The 18,137-nt window shown below is 58.8% G+C and carries 10 protein-coding genes, 3 tRNA genes and 3 rRNA genes (1 of these 16 only partly in view); 13 read left to right on the forward strand and 3 right to left on the reverse strand.

The features are described from left to right. The 13 genes from SKA58_RS15765 to SKA58_RS15825 all read left to right on the forward strand — a co-directional run. Positions 1–829: ribosomal RNA gene (locus SKA58_RS15765) — 16S ribosomal RNA — on the forward strand (it extends 621 nt beyond the left edge of the window). Between the two features lie 169 nt (positions 830–998). Further along, positions 999–1,075 (forward strand) — tRNA-Ile (locus SKA58_RS15770). A gap of 17 nt (positions 1,076–1,092) precedes the next feature. Beyond that, a tRNA-Ala gene (locus tag SKA58_RS15775) sits at positions 1,093–1,168 on the forward strand. A 439-nt stretch (positions 1,169–1,607) separates the two neighbouring features. Further along, positions 1,608–4,403: ribosomal RNA gene (locus SKA58_RS15780) — 23S ribosomal RNA — on the forward strand. 152 nt (positions 4,404–4,555) lie between these two features. After that, positions 4,556–4,670 (forward strand): 5S ribosomal RNA (gene rrf, locus SKA58_RS15785). The 16S, 23S and 5S rRNA genes sit together here with 3 tRNA genes alongside, the layout of an rRNA operon. 204 nt (positions 4,671–4,874) lie before the next feature. After that, a tRNA-Met gene (locus SKA58_RS15790) sits at positions 4,875–4,951 on the forward strand. A 383-nt stretch (positions 4,952–5,334) separates the two neighbouring features. After that, on the forward strand, positions 5,335–6,534 hold the full coding sequence (locus SKA58_RS15795; protein ID WP_037542386.1) for an IS256 family transposase: 1,200 nt from the start codon (positions 5,335–5,337) through the stop codon (positions 6,532–6,534). Between the two features lie 390 nt (positions 6,535–6,924). After that, positions 6,925–8,928 carry an HAD-IIB family hydrolase gene (locus SKA58_RS20510; RefSeq protein ID WP_269572091.1) on the forward strand — a complete coding sequence of 668 codons (2,004 nt, stop codon included), beginning with the start codon at positions 6,925–6,927 and terminating at the stop codon, positions 8,926–8,928. Continuing rightward, positions 8,925–10,070: a glycosyltransferase gene (locus SKA58_RS15805; protein ID WP_009823468.1), complete on the forward strand. Its 1,146-nt coding sequence runs from the start codon at positions 8,925–8,927 to the stop codon at positions 10,068–10,070. Before SKA58_RS20510 ends, SKA58_RS15805 begins: the two co-directional genes overlap by 4 nt. Continuing rightward, the gene (locus tag SKA58_RS15810) at positions 10,067–11,008 is read left to right on the forward strand and encodes a galactosyltransferase-related protein (RefSeq protein ID WP_009823469.1); all 942 of its coding nucleotides are present in this window, start codon (positions 10,067–10,069) and stop codon (positions 11,006–11,008) included. Before SKA58_RS15805 ends, SKA58_RS15810 begins: the two co-directional genes overlap by 4 nt. Next, positions 11,005–12,078 (forward strand): glycosyltransferase, encoded by a 1,074-nt coding sequence (locus SKA58_RS15815; RefSeq protein WP_037543798.1) that lies wholly within the window; start codon positions 11,005–11,007, stop codon positions 12,076–12,078. The genes SKA58_RS15810 and SKA58_RS15815 overlap by 4 nt, the downstream gene beginning before the upstream one ends. 107 nt (positions 12,079–12,185) lie before the next feature. Next, complete coding sequence (locus SKA58_RS15820; RefSeq protein WP_198005990.1) at positions 12,186–12,956, forward strand: polysaccharide pyruvyl transferase family protein; 771 nt, start codon at positions 12,186–12,188, stop codon at positions 12,954–12,956. Positions 12,957–12,960: 4 nt separating this feature from the next. Next, complete coding sequence (locus SKA58_RS15825) at positions 12,961–13,878, forward strand: glycosyltransferase family 2 protein (RefSeq protein ID WP_009823472.1); 918 nt, start codon at positions 12,961–12,963, stop codon at positions 13,876–13,878. Here the strand turns inward: SKA58_RS15825 and SKA58_RS15830 are convergent. From SKA58_RS15830 to SKA58_RS15840, 3 genes are read right to left on the reverse strand one after another with little or no spacing between them, the layout of a single operon-like run. After that, positions 13,865–15,310 (reverse strand): TolC family protein, encoded by a 1,446-nt coding sequence (locus SKA58_RS15830; RefSeq protein ID WP_232209449.1) that lies wholly within the window; start codon positions 15,308–15,310, stop codon positions 13,865–13,867. The two genes, SKA58_RS15825 and SKA58_RS15830, sit on opposite strands and share 14 nt — an antisense overlap. 20 nt (positions 15,311–15,330) lie before the next feature. Further along, entirely contained in the window at positions 15,331–16,395 is a 1,065-nt protein-coding gene (locus tag SKA58_RS15835; RefSeq protein WP_009823474.1) for an efflux RND transporter periplasmic adaptor subunit, read from the reverse strand. Next, complete coding sequence (locus SKA58_RS15840) at positions 16,392–18,074, reverse strand: ABC transporter ATP-binding protein (RefSeq protein ID WP_037543900.1); 1,683 nt, start codon at positions 18,072–18,074, stop codon at positions 16,392–16,394. The genes SKA58_RS15835 and SKA58_RS15840 overlap by 4 nt, the downstream gene beginning before the upstream one ends. Between the last annotated feature and the right edge of the window lie 63 nt (positions 18,075–18,137).

Genomic DNA, 18,137 nt, shown 5'->3' on the forward strand with positions numbered 1-18,137 from the left:
CCAGTGGCGAAGGCGGCTCACTGGACCGGCATTGACGCTGAGGTGCGAAAGCGTGGGGGAGCAAACAGGATTAGATACCCTGGTAGTCCACGCCGTAAACGATGATAACTAGCTGCCGGGGCACATGGTGTTTCGGTGGCGCAGCTAACGCATTAAGTTATCCGCCTGGGGAGTACGGTCGCAAGATTAAAACTCAAAGGAATTGACGGGGGCCTGCACAAGCGGTGGAGCATGTGGTTTAATTCGAAGCAACGCGCAGAACCTTACCAGCGTTTGACATCCTCATCGCGATTTCCAGAGATGGATTTCTTCAGTTCGGCTGGATGAGTGACAGGTGCTGCATGGCTGTCGTCAGCTCGTGTCGTGAGATGTTGGGTTAAGTCCCGCAACGAGCGCAACCCTCGCCTTTAGTTGCCAGCATTTAGTTGGGTACTCTAAAGGAACCGCCGGTGATAAGCCGGAGGAAGGTGGGGATGACGTCAAGTCCTCATGGCCCTTACGCGCTGGGCTACACACGTGCTACAATGGCGACTACAGTGGGCAGCGACCTCGCGAGGGGGAGCTAATCTCCAAAAGTCGTCTCAGTTCGGATCGTTCTCTGCAACTCGAGAGCGTGAAGGCGGAATCGCTAGTAATCGCGGATCAGCATGCCGCGGTGAATACGTTCCCAGGCCTTGTACACACCGCCCGTCACACCATGGGAGTTGGATTCACTCGAAGGCGTTGAGCTAACTCGCAAGAGAGGCAGGCGACCACAGTGGGTTTAGCGACTGGGGTGAAGTCGTAACAAGGTAGCCGTAGGGGAACCTGCGGCTGGATCACCTCCTTTCTAAGGATCGTGACGAAAGCGCCAACGCTTGACGTTGGAAGAGCTTCGTCATTTCCGCAGAACATTAGCCGCCGTCCTCATGTCCCTTCATCACTAGAGATCAACAGCTTGATGCTGTTGAGCCTTGAGCTGGCTTACGCCGTCTGCGGCTTTGGCCGCGCACGAGAGTGGGCTTGTAGCTCAGTTGGTTAGAGCACACCCCTGATAAGGGTGAGGCCGGTGGTTCGAGTCCACCCAAGCCCACCATTCTCGCGGGGCTTCAAGGGGCCTTAGCTCAGCTGGGAGAGCGGTTGCTTTGCAAGCATCAGGTCATCGGTTCGATCCCGATAGGCTCCACCATTCGCCTTTGGCGAATGGTCTTTTGATGGGTGCTCAAGCGCCGCCGAAACGCATCCGCGTTTCTTGGCTTGCGCGCCACAAGGCGCGGCGCGCGTTCGCGCCCTTCGACTGACTGACAAGTCAGTCGCTCAGGACAGGCTTGCGAACCCTTCGGGTTCGTTGGAGCGCTGACGACGGGTTGGCCATCAGTATCTCTAGAGATGAAGAGTAGCGGTTTGCCGCTCCAGCGATGGGGTGGCGATATGGCTCGCAAGGCGGGCCTCTTTGACATTGTGAATGGGTTTTTTAATCGATGCCGTGGTGCGGCGCCGGTTGATGGTGGGGATCGAAAGATCCTCAAGATCGACAGGTGTTCGTAATCACAAATATATCTGGCTGAGTTAATGACCACATGCGCCGGGACGATCCGTCAGGATTGTCGTTGGTGGTGTGGGCTCTCAAGCGTGAGGTAAGGGCATCTGGTGAATGCCTTGGCATGTACAGGCGATGAAGGACGTGGCACGCTGCGATAAGCGTGGGGGAGCTGTGAGCAAGCTTTGATCCCGCGATTTCCGAATGGGACAACCCACCTTCACCATTTAAGACTGGTCCAGCCTTCTGGCTGGCCCCGTGTTAAATGGGAGAGGTATCACTAAGCTGAATAAAATAGGCTTTGGTGAAGCGAACCCGGAGAACTGAAACATCTCAGTACCCGGAGGAAAAGACATCAACCGAGATTCCGTTAGTAGTGGCGAGCGAACGCGGACCAGGCCAGCGCCTGATATTTAGTTAGCAGAACGATCTGGAAAGTTCGGCCATAGCGGGTGACAGCCCCGTATGTGAAAGCGAAATATCAGGACTTGAGTAGGGCGGAGCACGTGAAACTCTGTCTGAACATGGGGGGACCACCCTCCAAGCCTAAATACTCGTACATGACCGATAGCGAACCAGTACCGTGAGGGAAAGGTGAAAAGCACCCCGATGAGGGGAGTGAAACAGTACCTGAAACCGGATGCCTACAAGCAGTGGGAGGGTCCTTGAGACCTGACCGCGTACCTCTTGCATAATGGGTCTGTGACTTAGTGTATCATGCAAGCTTAAGCCGTTAGGTGTAGGCGCAGCGAAAGCGAGTCTGAATAGGGCGCCCATGAGTATGATGCATTAGACCCGAAACCCGGCGATCTAGGCATGACCAGGCTGAAGGTGCGGTAACACGCACTGGAGGGCCGAACCGTTTAATGTTGAAAAATTATCGGATGAGTTGTGTTTAGGGGTGAAAGGCCAATCAAGCCGGGAAATAGCTGGTTCTCCGCGAAATCTATTGAGGTAGAGCGTCGGATGATTGCCGTTGGGGGTAGAGCACTGGATGGATGCGGGGGTCGCGAGATCTACCAATTCTAACCAAACTCCGAATACCAACGAGTCTAGTCCGGCAGACAGACGGCGGGTGCTAAGGTCCGTCGTCAAAAGGGAAACAGCCCTAACCTACAGCTAAGGTCCCCAAGTCACGTCTAAGTGGGAAAGCATGTGGGATTTCCAAAACAACCAGGAGGTTGGCTTAGAAGCAGCCATCCTTTAAAGAAAGCGTAACAGCTCACTGGTCTAAATAAGAGATCCTGCGGCGAAGATGTAACGGGGCTCAAGACGTGCACCGAAGCTTAGGGTTCAGTCCTTTGGACTGAGCGGTAGCGGAGCGTTCCGTAGGCCGTTGAAGCGGGAGGGTAACCGACCGTGGAGGTATCGGAAGTGCGAATGCAGACATGAGTAGCGATTAAGAGGGTGAGATGCCCTCTCGCCGAAATTCCAAGGGTTCCTGCTTAAAGCTAATCTGAGCAGGGTAAGCCGGCCCCTAAGACGAGCCCGAAGGGGGTAGTCGATGGGAACCACGTTAATATTCGTGGGCCTGGTGGTGTGTGACGGATGGCGTAACTTGTTCGGCCTTATTGGATTGGTCCGGGCAGGGAAGTTGTCCCAGGAAATAGCCCCACCGTATAGACCGTACCCTAAACCGACACAGGTGGAATGGTAGAGTATACCAAGGCGTTTGAGAGAAGTATCCTGAAGGAACTCGGCAAATTGCCTCCGTACCTTCGGAAGAAGGAGGCCCCACATAAGCGCAAGCTCTTGTGGGGGGCACAGGCCAGGGGGTAGCGACTGTTTAGCAAAAACACAGGGCTCTGCTAAGTCGGCTTCAAGACGACGTATAGGGCCTGACGCCTGCCCGGTGCCTGAAGGTTAAGAGGAGGAGTGCAAGCTCTGATTGAGCCCAGGTAAACGGCGGCCGTAACTATAACGGTCCTAAGGTAGCGAAATTCCTTGTCGGGTAAGTTCCGACCTGCACGAATGGCGTAACGACTTCCCCACTGTCTCCAGGATATGCTCAGCGAAATTGAATTCTCCGTGAAGATGCGGAGTACCCGCGGTTAGACGGAAAGACCCCGTGCACCTTTACTGCAGCTTCAGAGTGGCATTAGGAAAGAACTGTGTAGCATAGGTGGGAGGCTTTGAAGCGATGACGCCAGTTGTCGTGGAGCCATAGGTGAAATACCACCCTGTTGTTTTCTGATGTCTAACCTCGCACCGTTATCCGGTGCAGGGACCCTCTGTGGCGGGTAGTTTGACTGGGGCGGTCGCCTCCTAAAGAGTAACGGAGGCGCGCGATGGTGGGCTCAGGACGGTTGGAAACCGTCTGTTAGAGTGCAATGGCATAAGCCCGCCTGACTGCGAGACTGACAAGTCGAGCAGAGACGAAAGTCGGTCATAGTGATCCGGTGGTCCCTCGTGGAAGGGCCATCGCTCAACGGATAAAAGGTACGCCGGGGATAACAGGCTGATGATTCCCAAGAGCTCATATCGACGGAATCGTTTGGCACCTCGATGTCGGCTCATCACATCCTGGGGCTGGAGCAGGTCCCAAGGGTTTGGCTGTTCGCCAATTAAAGTGGTACGTGAGCTGGGTTCAGAACGTCGCGAGACAGTTTGGTCCCTATCTGCCGTGGGCGTCGAAATTTGAGAGGAGTTGACCCTAGTACGAGAGGACCGGGTTGAACATACCTCTGGTGTACCTGTCGTCGTGCCAACGGCGCAGCAGGGTAGCTATGTATGGACGGGATAACCGCTGAAAGCATCTAAGCGGGAAGCCTCCCTCAAGATAAGATTTCATCGAGCCGTGATAGACCATCACGTTGATAGGCCGGATGTGGAAGTGCGGTAACGCATGGAGCTAACCGGTCCTAATTGCTCTGTTCGCGCTTAAACGGTTCTTCATTGAACCGCAGAGCCCCACCATCAACGACAGTCCTGATAAAACTGTCCTTGCCATGGTGGTCAGAAAACATAAGCCAGATACCAGATTACCCAAACGCACGGGCATCGATTAAACCCAATTCAAAAGCGCCAGCTCCATTGCTTGGTGACCATAGCGTCAGTGACCCACCCGATCCCATCCCGAACTCGGACGTGAAACCTGACTGCGCCGATGGTACTGTGGCTCAAGCCCCGGAAGAGTAGGGCGTCGCCAGGCATTGAAGCTCGCGCTTTTGATACATAAAACCCATTCACTTTGTTTGTTGGCCTCAGGCGCCGGCAGCCACATCCGTGGCCTTGGCTTCCCCGCCATAAGGCGCGACGGCCGGTCGGCCCCTTCGACTGCCTGCTTGCAGCAGGCGCTCAGGACAGGCTCGCGGAGACTGCGTCTCCGTCGCCCTGAACAACAAACCTCTGGTGCCGCGGGGTGGAGCAGTCCGGTAGCTCGTCAGGCTCATAACCTGAAGGTCACAGGTTCAAATCCTGTCCCCGCAACCAACATAACGGCAAAATCATCCCATCGAGCAAAAGCCTGGTGGGCTCTTTGCCGTCCCATATCCCAATCCAAAAATCATGCCAGAATTACTCAAGCGCAAATCTTGGCGTTGAATCGCGCAGTTGGATCAAGGCTTTTCCACTGCAATTCGGATCAATTTCACATTTTCTGTGCGACGCTGCCGCCAAGTTTGAGGTGAAGGCTTTGGTCCCGTGGCCGTGTCCCGTTAAGTGGTGTAACAGCGTCACCGTTGGGGCGTGAAGCGGAGGGAGCGTAGCGACCGGAGCTTCATGCCCCAACGGTGGCATGGCTTCTGTCTAGGCGGCCATCGCCAATCTTCGGTAGAGTTCGGGTTGCGAAACCAATGAACCTATCGGAGACGACGATGACCACAGACAGAATGGCCCTTATTGAGCTGGTTGAAAAGGGCGCTGATGCGGATCTCGTTCGCGAGATGTTGGCATTTGCCGCTGAGCGAATGATGGAAGCTGAAGTGCAGGTGCTGACTGGCGCCGCGCATGGCGCTCGCGACCCTGCCGGGCGACAGGTCCAGCGCAACGGCTATCGAGAGCGTTCCTGGGAGACCAGGGCCGGCCACATCGAACTGGAGATCCCGCGGCTACGCAAGGGATCGTATTTCCCATCCTTCCTTGAACCCCGTCGGACTGCCGAGAAGGCGCTGACGGCGGTGATCCAGGAAGCCTATGTCCAGGGCATTTCGACGCGATCGGTCGATAATCTCGTGAAGGCCATGGGCGCTACGGGCATCTCCAAGAGCGCCGTCAGCCGACTGATCCAAGAGATTGACGAACGGGTTAACGCTTTCCTCAACAGGCCAATCGAGGGCGAATTCCCTTATCTGTGGCTCGATGCGACCTACATCAAATCGCGCCAGGGTGGCCGGATTGTGTCGACCGCGACGATAATAGCTGTCGGTGTCAGCAACGATGGCCGCCGCGAGATACTGGGCGTCGACACCGGGCCAACCGAGGCCGAAACCTTCTGGAAGGGCTTCTTGCGCTCTCTTGCCGATCGCGGGCTCCGGGGCGTCAAGCTTGTCATTGCAGACGATCACAAGGGCCTACGCGCCGCTGCCAGCAAGGTTTTCCACGCAACCCAGCAACGCTGTCGGATTCATTGGATGCGCAATGCGCTCGCCCATGTTTCCACTAAGCAGCGTGCTGCCGTCACCGCCATGATCAAGACAATTTTCGCGCAGGAAACTGCTCAGGAGGCTCATAAGCAATGGCAAACAGTCGCCGATGCCCTGCGTGATCGCGCTCCCAAACTTGCTGAGATGATGGATGGCTCCCGCGAAGACGTCCTCGCTTACACAGCCTTCCCGAAAGAACATTGGCCGCAGATTTCCAGCACAAATCCCCTGGAACGTCTCAACGGAGAGATTAAACGAAGGTCCGACGTTGTCGGCATCTTTCCCAATGACGCGGCCATTGTACGCCTCGTCGGAGCCCTCATGCTCGAACAGCAGGACGAATGGGCCGTGGCTCGCCGATATATGACACTTGAAAGTCTCGCCACCGTCAGCGACAATCCCCTCATCAGTTTGCCCGGCGTGGCAGCCTGATCCAGTCCGATCCTCTACCGAGGATACCCGCTGTTACACCATCCCCCGGGACACGATCTGGTCCCGTTGTCCGCTCCAGCTTGCCCTGATCGTGACCTTTCCATTCCAGTCTTTCGCCGCTTGGGTGCGCGTACGACTAAGAAATCGAAACCATGGCTCGTCGGTGCAATACGCAAACCCACTAAAAGTTTGCCGCCTTTTCGCGCCCGCGCCATTGGCCCGCGATCACAGATCGCATTTGTTCTTGAAGATGAAAAATAACATAGATTAATATTTAAGGGTCGTCTGCCAACAAATAGATCTGAAAATTGTGATTTATTCGTGATCAGGAACGCACGCTGACATGAGACGTTATGGCGTTTCCTACACGGGGGCACGTAATTGATCATCATGCATCTTGCTCTTGGAGGCTGTTTGAAAGCGCCTCCTGTCAGCTACGGTATAACGCCCGATACCGGCGGTCATATAGCTTATATATTAGAGGCTGCGTCTCATCAGATTCGTAGAGATGATGTATCCAACGTCATCATTGTCACGCGCAGATTCGATGATCGTCGGTTCGATCCGATTCATAATATGCAAACCGAAAATATTGATGAAAATCTTCACATAGTCCGGATCGGTACTGACAGAAAATATTATCTCGAAAAGGAAGAGCTTGCAGCCGAACTGCCGTCCTTTACAAAAGGATTGATAGAGTATCTTTCCAATTGTCAACGGCGCCCCGACGTCATTCATGCACATTTTGCGGACGCAGCGCAGGTGGCTTCCGTCATTCAGAGACGTTTCGGAATAGCCTTCGTCTTTACGCCGCATTCTTTGGGTATCGACAAGCAAGCCCAGGGCGTCACCTGTGATGGCCTTGATCAGAGGATTGAAAGCGAACGTTCGGCGATTGCCGACGCCAGCGCAATCATCGTATCGACTGCCGAGGAAGCCGACCGGCAGATCGGAGCCTATTGTCAGTCCGCGAAGCGTAAAATCCATGTGGTTCCTCCGGGCGTGCCGCGTCTGCCTATGCCGGTCGATAAATCCCAGGCCAGCGTATTGCTGGAAGCCTGGTTCGAACGTCCCCGCCTTCCTATCATTCTTGCCGTATCCAGGCCGGTGACGAAGAAAAATCTGGCATCGCTGCTAATGGCCTATGCGCAGGACGCAACGCTGCAACGTCAGGCCAATCTCGTCATTCTGGCGGGCCAGCATGGTCATGCCACCGGCGAGGAGCGCGCCAATATTGACCAACTCTTCGGTCTGATCGCGGCCAGCGCCCTGGGCGGTCGGGTCGCGCTGCCCCCCGCGCATGACGCGCACGATGTGGCGGCGCTCTATGCCTATGCAGCGCAGGGTGGCGTGTTCGTCAACCCCGCGTTGCACGAGCCTTTCGGCCTTACCTTGATCGAAGCGGCGGCTTTTGGAACCCCTGTCGTGGCGACACAAAATGGCGGACCGGCGGAAATCGTGGCTGCAATTGGACATGGGGAGTTGATCGACCCACGTGACACGCGGGGGATCAGTCGCTCCATCAAAGCTATCGTCGGCAATGCCGCGCGTCATGCCGTGCTGTCGGCAAAGGCGCATGCAGGTGTCAGGCGCTATTGCTGGGATAGCTATGCCAGCGCTTCGATCGACATTTATCGCTCAGTGGCCCGGCCGCAATTGCTGGCGTGCGACATGGACAATACGCTGACCGGATGCCGGGATGCGGCAGGGGCGTTCCGCGCTTGGCGGTCCTCGTCCTCGATGCAGTTTGTCGTGGCGACCGGCCGTAGCCTCCATGCCACCAAAATGATCCTGCGTCGCTGGCAGCTTCCCGATCCCGATGCCTATATCGTCGATGTCGGCACGCGCATCGTCTTTCCCGACGGCCATGGCGAATGGAAGGAATGCGCTGAATTTGCGGCCTATCTCGATGAAGGCTGGGACCGCGCTGCTGTAACTCGTATAATAGCGCCCCTCCGTCTCAAGGCCCAGCCACGCGTCACCGAAGGGCCGCACAAGATCAGCTTTTTCGGCACCGCCCGTGACGCTGCCAACATCCGCGAAATTCTGAGTGCAAATGGCGTTGCCGCGAAAGTCATTTTCTCCCACGGCCGCCTGATCGACATATTGGCGCCAAATGGCGGCAAGGCAGAGGCGATTGCAGCCTATGCCCGGAAATTCGGGCTATCATTGTCCGATTGCGTCGCTGCCGGCGATAGCGGCAATGATGCCGATATGCTGGCTGCCTGCGGGCATGCGATTGTGGTGGGGAATGCCGCGGCCGAACTGGATGATCTTCCCGACCGCAAGGGCCTGATCCGCGTTGCCAAGCATCATGCCGCCGGCGTGCTGGAAGGGCTGGCGCTGCTTGACCTTTGTGACGGGGTCGCCCCCGCCGTGGCGGCAGCGGCATGACGCGCCCGATCGGATATTTCGTCCACCATCAGGGGAGGGGCCATGCCGAGCGTTGCGCGGCGATAGCCCATGCTCTGCCGCCGTCCCGGCCCCTGACGATATTCTGCGCGCGTGATGATATATTCCCGGCATTGCCAGCCAATGCCGACATCATCACGATTCCGTCTCTTTTCGAACCGACCGGCGAGGAGGCGGCATCCATGGATTGGGTGTCGACGCCTTCAACCCTGCATTGCGCGCCCTTAGGATGGCCTGGCATCCGCTCGGCCATGCATCAGATGACGTCCTGGTTTCATCGGGCCGACCCGGCTCTCCTCATCTGCGACGTGTCCGCTGAAGTTGCACAGCTTGCCCGCATCTGCTCGGTCCCTCATGTCAAAATCCTCCAACATGGTGATCGCAGCGATCCGGGACATCGCGCCGCCTATGACGGGGCGGCAGGGTTGCTGGCGCCCTTTCATTCCGACCTCGCCCAGCCCGAATGGGACGACGCGATGCGGTCGAAGACGTTCTTCGCCGGTGGGCTGGGGGTCGATCTGCGCGTGGCGGAGCGGGAGGTCGCCCGCCAGCGAATAGGCATCGATCCAGACGAGGAGCTTATCCTCATTCTTTCCGGCGGCGGTGGTGAAGGCTTCGGCCAGGCTCCGCTTGGGGTTGGCGCGCGCACGCGTCCATCTGCCCGATGGATCACGATCGGAAAGGTACAGCGGGACTGGCATGCAACCGAACCGGGCAATATCGAACATCGAGGCTGGGTCGATAATGCCGATGACTATGTCGCTGCGGCGGACCTTGTCATATCCTCCACCGGCAATACGACCTGCCAGCAAATATTGGCGGCTGCCAAGCCCTGGCTTGCCATTCCCGAATGGCGCTATTTCGATGAACAACATCGCAAGGCAGACGCGCTCGCAGCGGCAGGCGTGGCGACGACCCTGCCCCATCTTCCTTCATCAGCCCATGGCTGGACGTCCGCCATCAGCGAAACCTGGACCCGTCATCGACCGGATCGTCAGCGCGCGATGATCGACGAAGCCCCCGCCCTTCATAGTGCGCAATGGCTCGAGGCGCTAGTCGATAGGCTTTGGTCGCCGCAACCCGCCCTTACTTCATCATCATTTAAGGAGCTCCGTCCGTCATGAACAAGGTTTCCGTCATCACATTGGCGCGCGGACGGGCCGAACATCTCGTCAATGTTGTTCATGGCCTCAACCGCCAGACGATGCTGCCAACCGAACTCATTATCGGGGCGATGCAGGATGAACCCTATCATTTGCCTGAAACATTGTTCCCGGTGCGCCAGATTCATGTCGCCGGCGAGGCCCTGCCACTTGCAGCAGCGCGCAACGCCGCCGCCGCCAGCGCGACCGGAGACATACTGATATTCCTTGATATCGATTGCATTCCTTCACCCGACCTGGTTGCCGACTATGCCGGTCATGCCAGTGGTTTCGATGGCTTGCTGATGGGTGAGGTGCTGTATCTGCCACGTGCGGCCACACAGGGCGACTGGTCATGCGAAGGCTTTGAGGGGATCGCTGAAAAACATTCCGACCGGCGAGGGCCGCCTTCTCATGGCATCGAAATTTGCGCGGATTATCGCTGTTTCTGGTCATTGAACTTCGCCGTGCAAGCGCAGACATTCCAGCGTTCGGGCGGCTTTGACGAACGCTATGTGGGATATGGCGGCGAAGACACTGATTATGGCAAGACGCTCAGCATGGCCGGCATCGCCATTGCCTGGGCAAAGGGCGCGCGAGCGTACCACCAATATCATCCGCACCACATGCCACCAGTACATCATGTCGAAAGCGTGGTCCGCAACGCCCAGTTGTTCGAGGCAAAATGGGGCTACAGGACGATGGGCCACTGGCTGCATGCCTTTCGCTTGATGGACCTGATAGACGATGCGCCGGGTCGTCCCATCCGAATTCTCCGTACGCCTGATCAGGACGACCTGGCCCTTACCGGCCAACAGAGCCATCAACCCTACGCAAATACGGCCACCGTCCTGCGCCTGTTGGAGGCAAGGCAAAAGCAAGCCGCCCAGACGCCCACAGTCACCACTGCGGCGGCGTGAGGATCGCTCTTCTGGCGCATGTGCGCCAGCGCATCCGCCAACCTTTTGCCGGCGGGATGGAAGCCCATGCATGGCAGCTGGCGACTGGCCTCAGCCGGCGGGGCCATGATGTCACCCTCTTTGCTTCTGGCGATAGCGATCCGGTCTTCACTATCGATCCAGTCGTCGACATGCATTATGAGGAGGTCTTTCCCTGGGCCGAGCATCGCGGATCGGCGGTGCTCGTCAACCATCTTGATGCCGCCTACGCAGCCGCCTGCGAACGGATCGCCGATGGCGCGTTCGATGTCGTGCATAATAACAGCCTGCATCGCTTTCCCCTGGAACGACGCTGGACGGATCGCACTCCCACAGTCACGTCCCTCCACGTCCCGCCCTATGACGCCCTGCATGGATTTGTGCGGCAGAGCCCGTCATCGCGCCATCGCCTGACGGTTACATCGTCCCGCCAACTCAAGGCATGGTGGCCAAACGACACCCCGTCCGAAGTCTCGGTGCTGCATAACGGAATAGACGTCGAGCAGTGGCGCTTTGGAGCAAAGGGGAACGGGACCGCGATCTGGAGCGGTCGGATTACGCCGAACAAGGGCACCCACTTTGCGGCGCTGGCTGCGAGGAAGGCGGGAATGTCGCTCATCATCTACGGAGCGATAGAGGATCCCGACTATTGGGCGGCAAAGGTGGTTCCGTTGCTGAGTGCCGACATCCGCTACGGTGGCCATCTCGATTCCGGCCAGCTGGCCAAGGAAATGGCGAAAGCGTCGATATGTCTCTTCACGCCTTGCTGGGACGAGCCGTTCGGCCTCGTCGCCGCCGAGGCGATGGCCTGCGGGCTGCCTGTCGCGGCATTCGACATGGGGGCTGCGGGCGAAGTTATCGGTGGCGCGGGCAAGCTGGCAAAGCCGGGTGACGTCGATGGCTTGGCCAGGGCAGTACAGGATGCCTGCCTTATCGACCGGACAATCGCCAGAAGGCGCGCGGTCGAGATGTTTTCGCAGGATGTTTGGCTCGCAAGATGCGAAGACCTGTATGCGCAGCTGTGCAGCGCTTCCGTGGCCGCAGCCGCATGAACGCCACCCTCATATCCACGCATCGGGACTGTCTCCGGCAAATCTATGCCGAGCATCTTCGCTGGGGCAGCCCTTATGCGCTGGTCGATTTCCCTGATCATGCCAATGTGGGCGACAGCGCCATCTGGCTTGGAGAATTGGTCCTTCTCCGTGCTATCACGGGCAGGGATCCGTCCTATGTGTCGGCATGGCATGATTTTGATCGAGACGCTTTTCTGCATTCTTGTCCCGATGGCCCGGTGCTGATCCACGGCGGCGGTAATCTTGGTGACCTCTGGTCTCACCACCAGCGGTTCAGAGAATCACTGCTGACGGCCTTTCCCGATCGGACGATCGTCCAGCTGCCGCAGTCGATCTTCTTCCGCGATGGCGGCGCGGCGGATGACTTTGCCGACATGGCGAGCCGACATCCTGATTTCACCCTTTACGTGCGTGACCGGGTAAGCCTGCGCTTTGCCCAGTCGTCGTTGAGATTGCCGGCAAGACTGGCGCCCGATTCCGCGATGATGCTGGACCTCGAACGGCAGGGCGCTGCATCCGAGCCGCTACTGGCGCTGATGCGCACGGACGCGGAGCGGGCGAAACACGTGCCTGATTTGCCAGCCGGGGCAAAGATGGTCGACTGGCTCGTTGACGATGATGGGCTGCCCGCTGGTCGTGACGCCGCTGCCCGTGAAGGTCAGGCTCTCGCTCGCATCAACAGAGGGGTTGCTCTGCTTTCCCAGGCACAACACCTCATCACCGATCGTCTCCACGGCCATATCCTCGCCCTGCTGATGGGCCTGTCCCATGAGATCCGCGACAACAGCTATGGAAAGCTGAGCGCCTATGCCAGCAGTTGGAAGACGGATCCGATGCTATCGTCAGAAGCGGCCTGACACCATGTCGGACATCAGCCTGCTCGTGTGCACGCGCAACCGCGATGCTGCATTGTCGAATTTGCTGCGCTCGGTATCCGTTGCGATCGGTCATGCCGCAGGGACGGATATAGACGTTGTCATCGTCGATAACGGATCGACCGACGATACGCCCACGATGCTGGCACGCTGGGCGCGCTGCCAGCCATTTTCCGTGCATCTAGTGGAAGAGCCCCAGGCCGGCCTGGCCCGCGCGCGCAATACCGGCCTGCGCCACTGCCGCGGCCGCGTCATTGCGATGACGGACGATGATTGCGTTCTGCACGCCGACTATTTTGATGCGCTGGCGTGCTGCTTCGCGCGCCTTGGCAAGGATGTGATTGTCGGCGGGCGGATATTGCTTGGCAATCCGCTGGATCTACCCGTGACGATCAAGATCGAAGATCATCCGATGATCCTGCACCCTGGCGCATTCCCGGGCGGCTTCGTAATGGGAGCGAATCTGGCGCTGACCGCGACCGTCGTCGATCGCGTCGGTTTCTTCGATGATCGTTTCGGGTCGGGGGCGTGCTTTCAGGCCGCCGAGGATACTGATTATCTCTTCAGAGCAGCCGGGCTGGGGTGCGACATTCGTTACGATCCGAGTTTTGCCGTCGATCATCATCATGGCAGACGTCATGGTTCAGAGGAAAAGGCGTTGCTGGCGTCCTATAGTTTTGGCGACGGCGCGCTATACGCGAAACATTGTCTGTCCGATCGCCGCATATGGCGGGCGATAGGAGACGATGTCCGGCTATTGTCTCGCGACCTTTTTGCGCCGGTCAGACAGCATGAGGGCGTGCGCTATTTCTATGCGTTTCGATTGCGGCACAAGCTGCGCGGTGTCTTGGCCTTTGCTAAAAGCCGATGTTGCCGTCGGCGGTCGCTGGTCAGGGTAGGGTAGGGGCAAGGTTAAGCCCAAGCGCATCCTCATCAGCCGTTGCTGCGGCGAGTTCCGCGCGCGCCGCCGCGATCCGTGCGCGCGCCTCAATCAGCTTCACAGCGGCGTTCGTTGCGCTTTCCTCACGCTGATTGACCAGGAAAAAGTCGCTCGATCCCAATTCGAACCGGCGCCGCTCTGCGCTTGCCAGCCGCTCGGCGAGCGTGCGTTCGCGTTCCGTGGTGTCGACCAACTGGTTGGCGGTCTCCACCTCTATGCCGATGGCTGTCACTTCAGCACGAATTTTTTCGGCCAGGAACCGTTGCTTGATGGACAGTTCATCGATCTTGGCCTGCGTTTCCGCGAGCTTGCCCTTTGCCTTACGGTTCTGAAGCGGCACCTTGAACGTCACGCCGACAATCACTTCCAGCGGCGTGCGGTTTGACCCGCCAAGTCCCACCGGTCCCACATCCTTGGCCACTTCGCCATTCAGGTCCAGCCTGGGCTTCATGTCATTGCGCGCCAGCGCCAGCTTGATCGTCGCCTTGTCGATTTCCTCCAGCAGGATCGCGAAATCCGGCCTGCCTTCCAGATTGAAGGCGGGGTCCACCCGCAACGCCCCAAAGGCGCTGGCCGCGTCCGGCAGGCGCGCTTCGTCGACCACGACCGGCAGGCCTTGATCATCGCGATAATAAAGCGACAATTTCACGGCGGCCGCGCGAAAATCCTGGCGCGCCTCAACCACTAGCGCCTGACGCTTGACCAGATTGGCCTCATTCTCGGTCAGCAATATGTCGGGCTTGGCGCCCAGATCAACCTGGCGCTGAATGCCTTGCGTGCGGTCCTGCGCCAATGCCATCAGCGCCTGATAGGCCTTCAGCTTCAATCCAGCGGCGGCCCATTTCTGGTAGGCATCGATCGCGCGCGCCTGAACGCCGATGCTCGTCGCCTTGGTTTCGAACCGCGCAATGTCGATATCGTTGGCGGAAAGGCGAAATTCCGACCGGCGCGCGTCAATCAGACGGTCACGCAAGAGCGAATATAGCGCGCCGACCTTCAACTCGCCCAGCTTGTTGGTATAGGCCTTGTCTTCATAGATCGGGAAATCGCCCCGCGAAACACGATATTGGCCATAGACATAGCCGCCATTGGTCATCAACGGCTGTTCGGCCTTTCCGGCGAATTCCGTCCCGTCATAATAGCCTTCGACCCGGCTGCGCCCGTCCACCGCGAATACGGTGTCGAAGGCGCCCTGCGCTGTCAGTGCTCGGGCCTCCGCCTGCCGGTTGCGCGCCAGGGCGGCGATGATGTCGGGGGCCGATCGCGCGGACGACTGGAGCACTTCCTCCAGCGTCAACGGGTCGGCGCTGGTCGATCGGGACGATAGCTGTGCCGTGTTATGCCCGCTCTGCGCCAAGGCCGGACAGGCTGTCCCGGCAATTAGCAAAGCACCCATACCGACGCGGCATCGCATCTTCATTTCTTTTTCTTCTCGATCGAGCTTTTCTCTGCCTTGGCCTCCCCCTTCTGGGCGACCTGATCCTGGCCGAAGTTGAGAGGAAAGTCGTTGAGCTGACGCCACAATTCATAACCCACGGTGACAACATCGCCCTGAACCCAGCCTAGCGCCTTGCCGCCTTGGCGCACGAAGCGCTGCTCGGGCCATGGGGTCTTGTCAGGTCGCGGCTCGACAAGAATGCGAAACAGTCCGTCGGCGCGTGGCGTCGGATCGACCGAGCGCACCTGTCCGTCGTAGATGCCCACTGCAAAGGCTGGCCAGCCGCTGAACTGGAAGGCCGGGAACCCCTCGAACTCCAACCGGACCGGGCGGCCCTGATTGACCAAGGGAATGTCCCGCCCATCGACGTACAATTCCACAGCGCGCTCGATCTTCTCCGGCGCGATCATCGCCAGCACCGTGCCAGCCGAGATGAGCGCACCACCTGCTGCGGCGTTCAGATTTTGTACCCGCCCGTCACGCGGCGCAGTGACGATCTGCGCAGACTGGCGCTGTTGGCGGACCTCGATCTGCTTCAGCTTTGCCTTGGCCTCGGCCAGCTTGGCATTGGCTTCGGCGACCTTGATCTGGGTCTGTTCATAATCCCGGCGCGCGGCCAGTCCTTCGGCAAAAAGCTGCCCTGTCCGTCCCACGTCGATCGATGCAACCGCGCGTGACTGCTCGATTGCAGCGATCTGCGCTTCCACTTCGGCCTTCTCGGCCGCAAGGCGCTCCAGGAAATTGGGGTCGACATCCACCACCTGGACGATCGGGTCGCCCGCCTGTACCAGTTGCCCGTCTCGCACGAAGAAACGATCGACCCGACCGTCAACCAGCGAGGATACCTGGCGCGGCCGGTCGTCGGGGTCGAGCGAGGTCACCTGTCCGGCGCCTTGCGCCGTCTGTTGCCAGGGCACGAACAGGATGGCGACCACCAGCAGGATGCCAAGCAGGATCAACCGTGCGATGACGACGGCCGCGCGCGGGGGCTTTAAGGTCGCGAGCGATCGAAAATGCGCCAGTTGCGCCGGCTGGATGGTCATGGGCGCTGCTCCCTGTCGGCTCTGAAGCGGGCCAGCGCCGCCTGCCCGGGAAAGCGGTGCTGCGCATCCGCGCCCAGCCAATAGCAGCAGTCGAGATTGAGCGCCTCGGGCCGTTCGGTGAACAACAGGACGGTCGTGTCATGCTGGCGCAGCATGTCCAGGGTCGCGCGCAGCGGCTCGGTCGGCATCATGTCATAAAGTTGCGACAAGAGCAGAACCTTGGGTCCGCTCAGCAACGCCATGGCCAGCTTCAATTGCATCACTTCGACGATCGACAAGGGCGAGCCGGAACTGGCCAAGTGCGTGTCCAGCCCGTCTGGCAGGCTGGAAATCCGCGCGGCAAGGCCCACCAGTTCCAGCGTCCCCATGATGCGCGACCCTTCGGCGATCCCACCGGTGGCGAGGTTCAGATATTCCCGGATCGTTACGTCCACGATCGTCGGACGATTGAGCACGACGACTGCCGAACGCAGCAGATACATGTCGAAGCTACCCAACTCGCTGCCGCCGATCGACACCAGCCCCCGGTCAGGATTGGCGTGCCGCTTGAGCAGCAGGGCGATCTGGCTCTCGACACCTGGCTCCGCCACGATGACGGCCTGTTCGCCGCTGCCGATCGCAAAATCAAAGTGCGAGCGATCGAGCACCACGTCGCGAAATCGAAGCGATCCGTCGGGCGGAGCTTGACCGCTCAGTCCAGCGGCCTCCTGCGGAATGGCGAAAATCTGCGATAATTCTTCTGAACTCGCGACCAGATCGTAGAATGTGTCGAGATACCAGCCGAGCTGGGAGATGCCGTAGAAGACCCCGGACAATATCAGTTCCGCCGCCACCAGCTGCCCGATCGACAGCTGCCCCGCTAAAATCAGGTTCCCGCCCAGCGCCAGCAGCGCGGCCGCCGCGAAAGCATAAACCAGGAAATATCCAAGCGCCTGCGCGAAACTGTAGCGGAAATAATGGCGATGCGCGCGGATATAGTTGGCGGTGACCGTTTCGGAACGATCCATCGCAAAGTCGAGGTGGCGCGCGGATTTGTAGAAGCCGTTCGAAGCGCCCACGCTTTCCAGCCAGTGTGCTGCCTCATGCTTGGCATGGGAAACGCCGACCGCGCCGGTAATCGCGCCATGGCGCCAGACCAGCCAAATCAGCAGGCACACCCCCACCAGGATGATATTGAACGCCAGGAAAAACGGGTGGTAAAAACTGGTGACGATCAGCCCGACCCCGCCTTGCAGGATGATGGTGAAGGCGCCGATGACCAGGCTGGGTACCGCCTTCTGCACCACAACCATGTCGAAATAGCGGTTGAACAGGCTGCCGCGGCTTTCATCGGCGAAAAAGGGGTTTTGCGCATGGACGGCACGTACCGTCACCTCGGCGACGACCCGGGCAAAGATGCGGCGCTCGAACATTGCGAGCAGATAGACGCGCAATGCGCTCAAACCTGCTACCAGCAGCAATAGGGCCAGCAGGACGCCGGAAAGAATCCACAACGGTGCGACCAATGCCGTGCGCGCCACGGAATTGATGAGCAACTGTACCGAGATCGGCGTCGCCAACGACAATAGCGTGATCGCCAATGTATAGACGATCCCGACATTGATATAGCCTTTGTCAGGCCCGATGATTTCTGCGAGCCACGCGGCCGCCTGCCGCAGACCAAGACGCTCCCCAGCCAAATTCAACCTCTCGAGATTCCGTGGCGACCGGTCTTAGAACGACCGCAGCCCAGCGCAATAGTC

It is taken from the genome of Sphingomonas sp. SKA58 (assembly GCF_000153545.1).
Taxonomy (GTDB): Bacteria; Pseudomonadota; Alphaproteobacteria; order Sphingomonadales; family Sphingomonadaceae; genus Sphingobium; species Sphingobium soli.

Bases quoted from the DNA above. Each gene is read 5' to 3' on its own strand.
- SKA58_RS20510 (WP_269572091.1), top strand. From the start codon at position 6,925: ATGCATCTTGCTCTTGGAGGCTGTTTGAAAGCGCCTCCTGTCAGCTAC.
- SKA58_RS15835 (WP_009823474.1), bottom strand. From the start codon at position 16,395: ATGACCATCCAGCCGGCGCAACTGGCGCATTTTCGATCGCTCGCGACC.
- SKA58_RS15825 (WP_009823472.1), top strand. From the start codon at position 12,961: ATGTCGGACATCAGCCTGCTCGTGTGCACGCGCAACCGCGATGCTGCA.
- SKA58_RS15795 (WP_037542386.1), top strand. From the start codon at position 5,335: ATGACCACAGACAGAATGGCCCTTATTGAGCTGGTTGAAAAGGGCGCT.
- SKA58_RS15830 (WP_232209449.1), bottom strand. From the start codon at position 15,310: ATGGGTGCTTTGCTAATTGCCGGGACAGCCTGTCCGGCCTTGGCGCAG.
- SKA58_RS15810 (WP_009823469.1), top strand. From the start codon at position 10,067: ATGAACAAGGTTTCCGTCATCACATTGGCGCGCGGACGGGCCGAACAT.
- SKA58_RS15805 (WP_009823468.1), top strand. From the start codon at position 8,925: ATGACGCGCCCGATCGGATATTTCGTCCACCATCAGGGGAGGGGCCAT.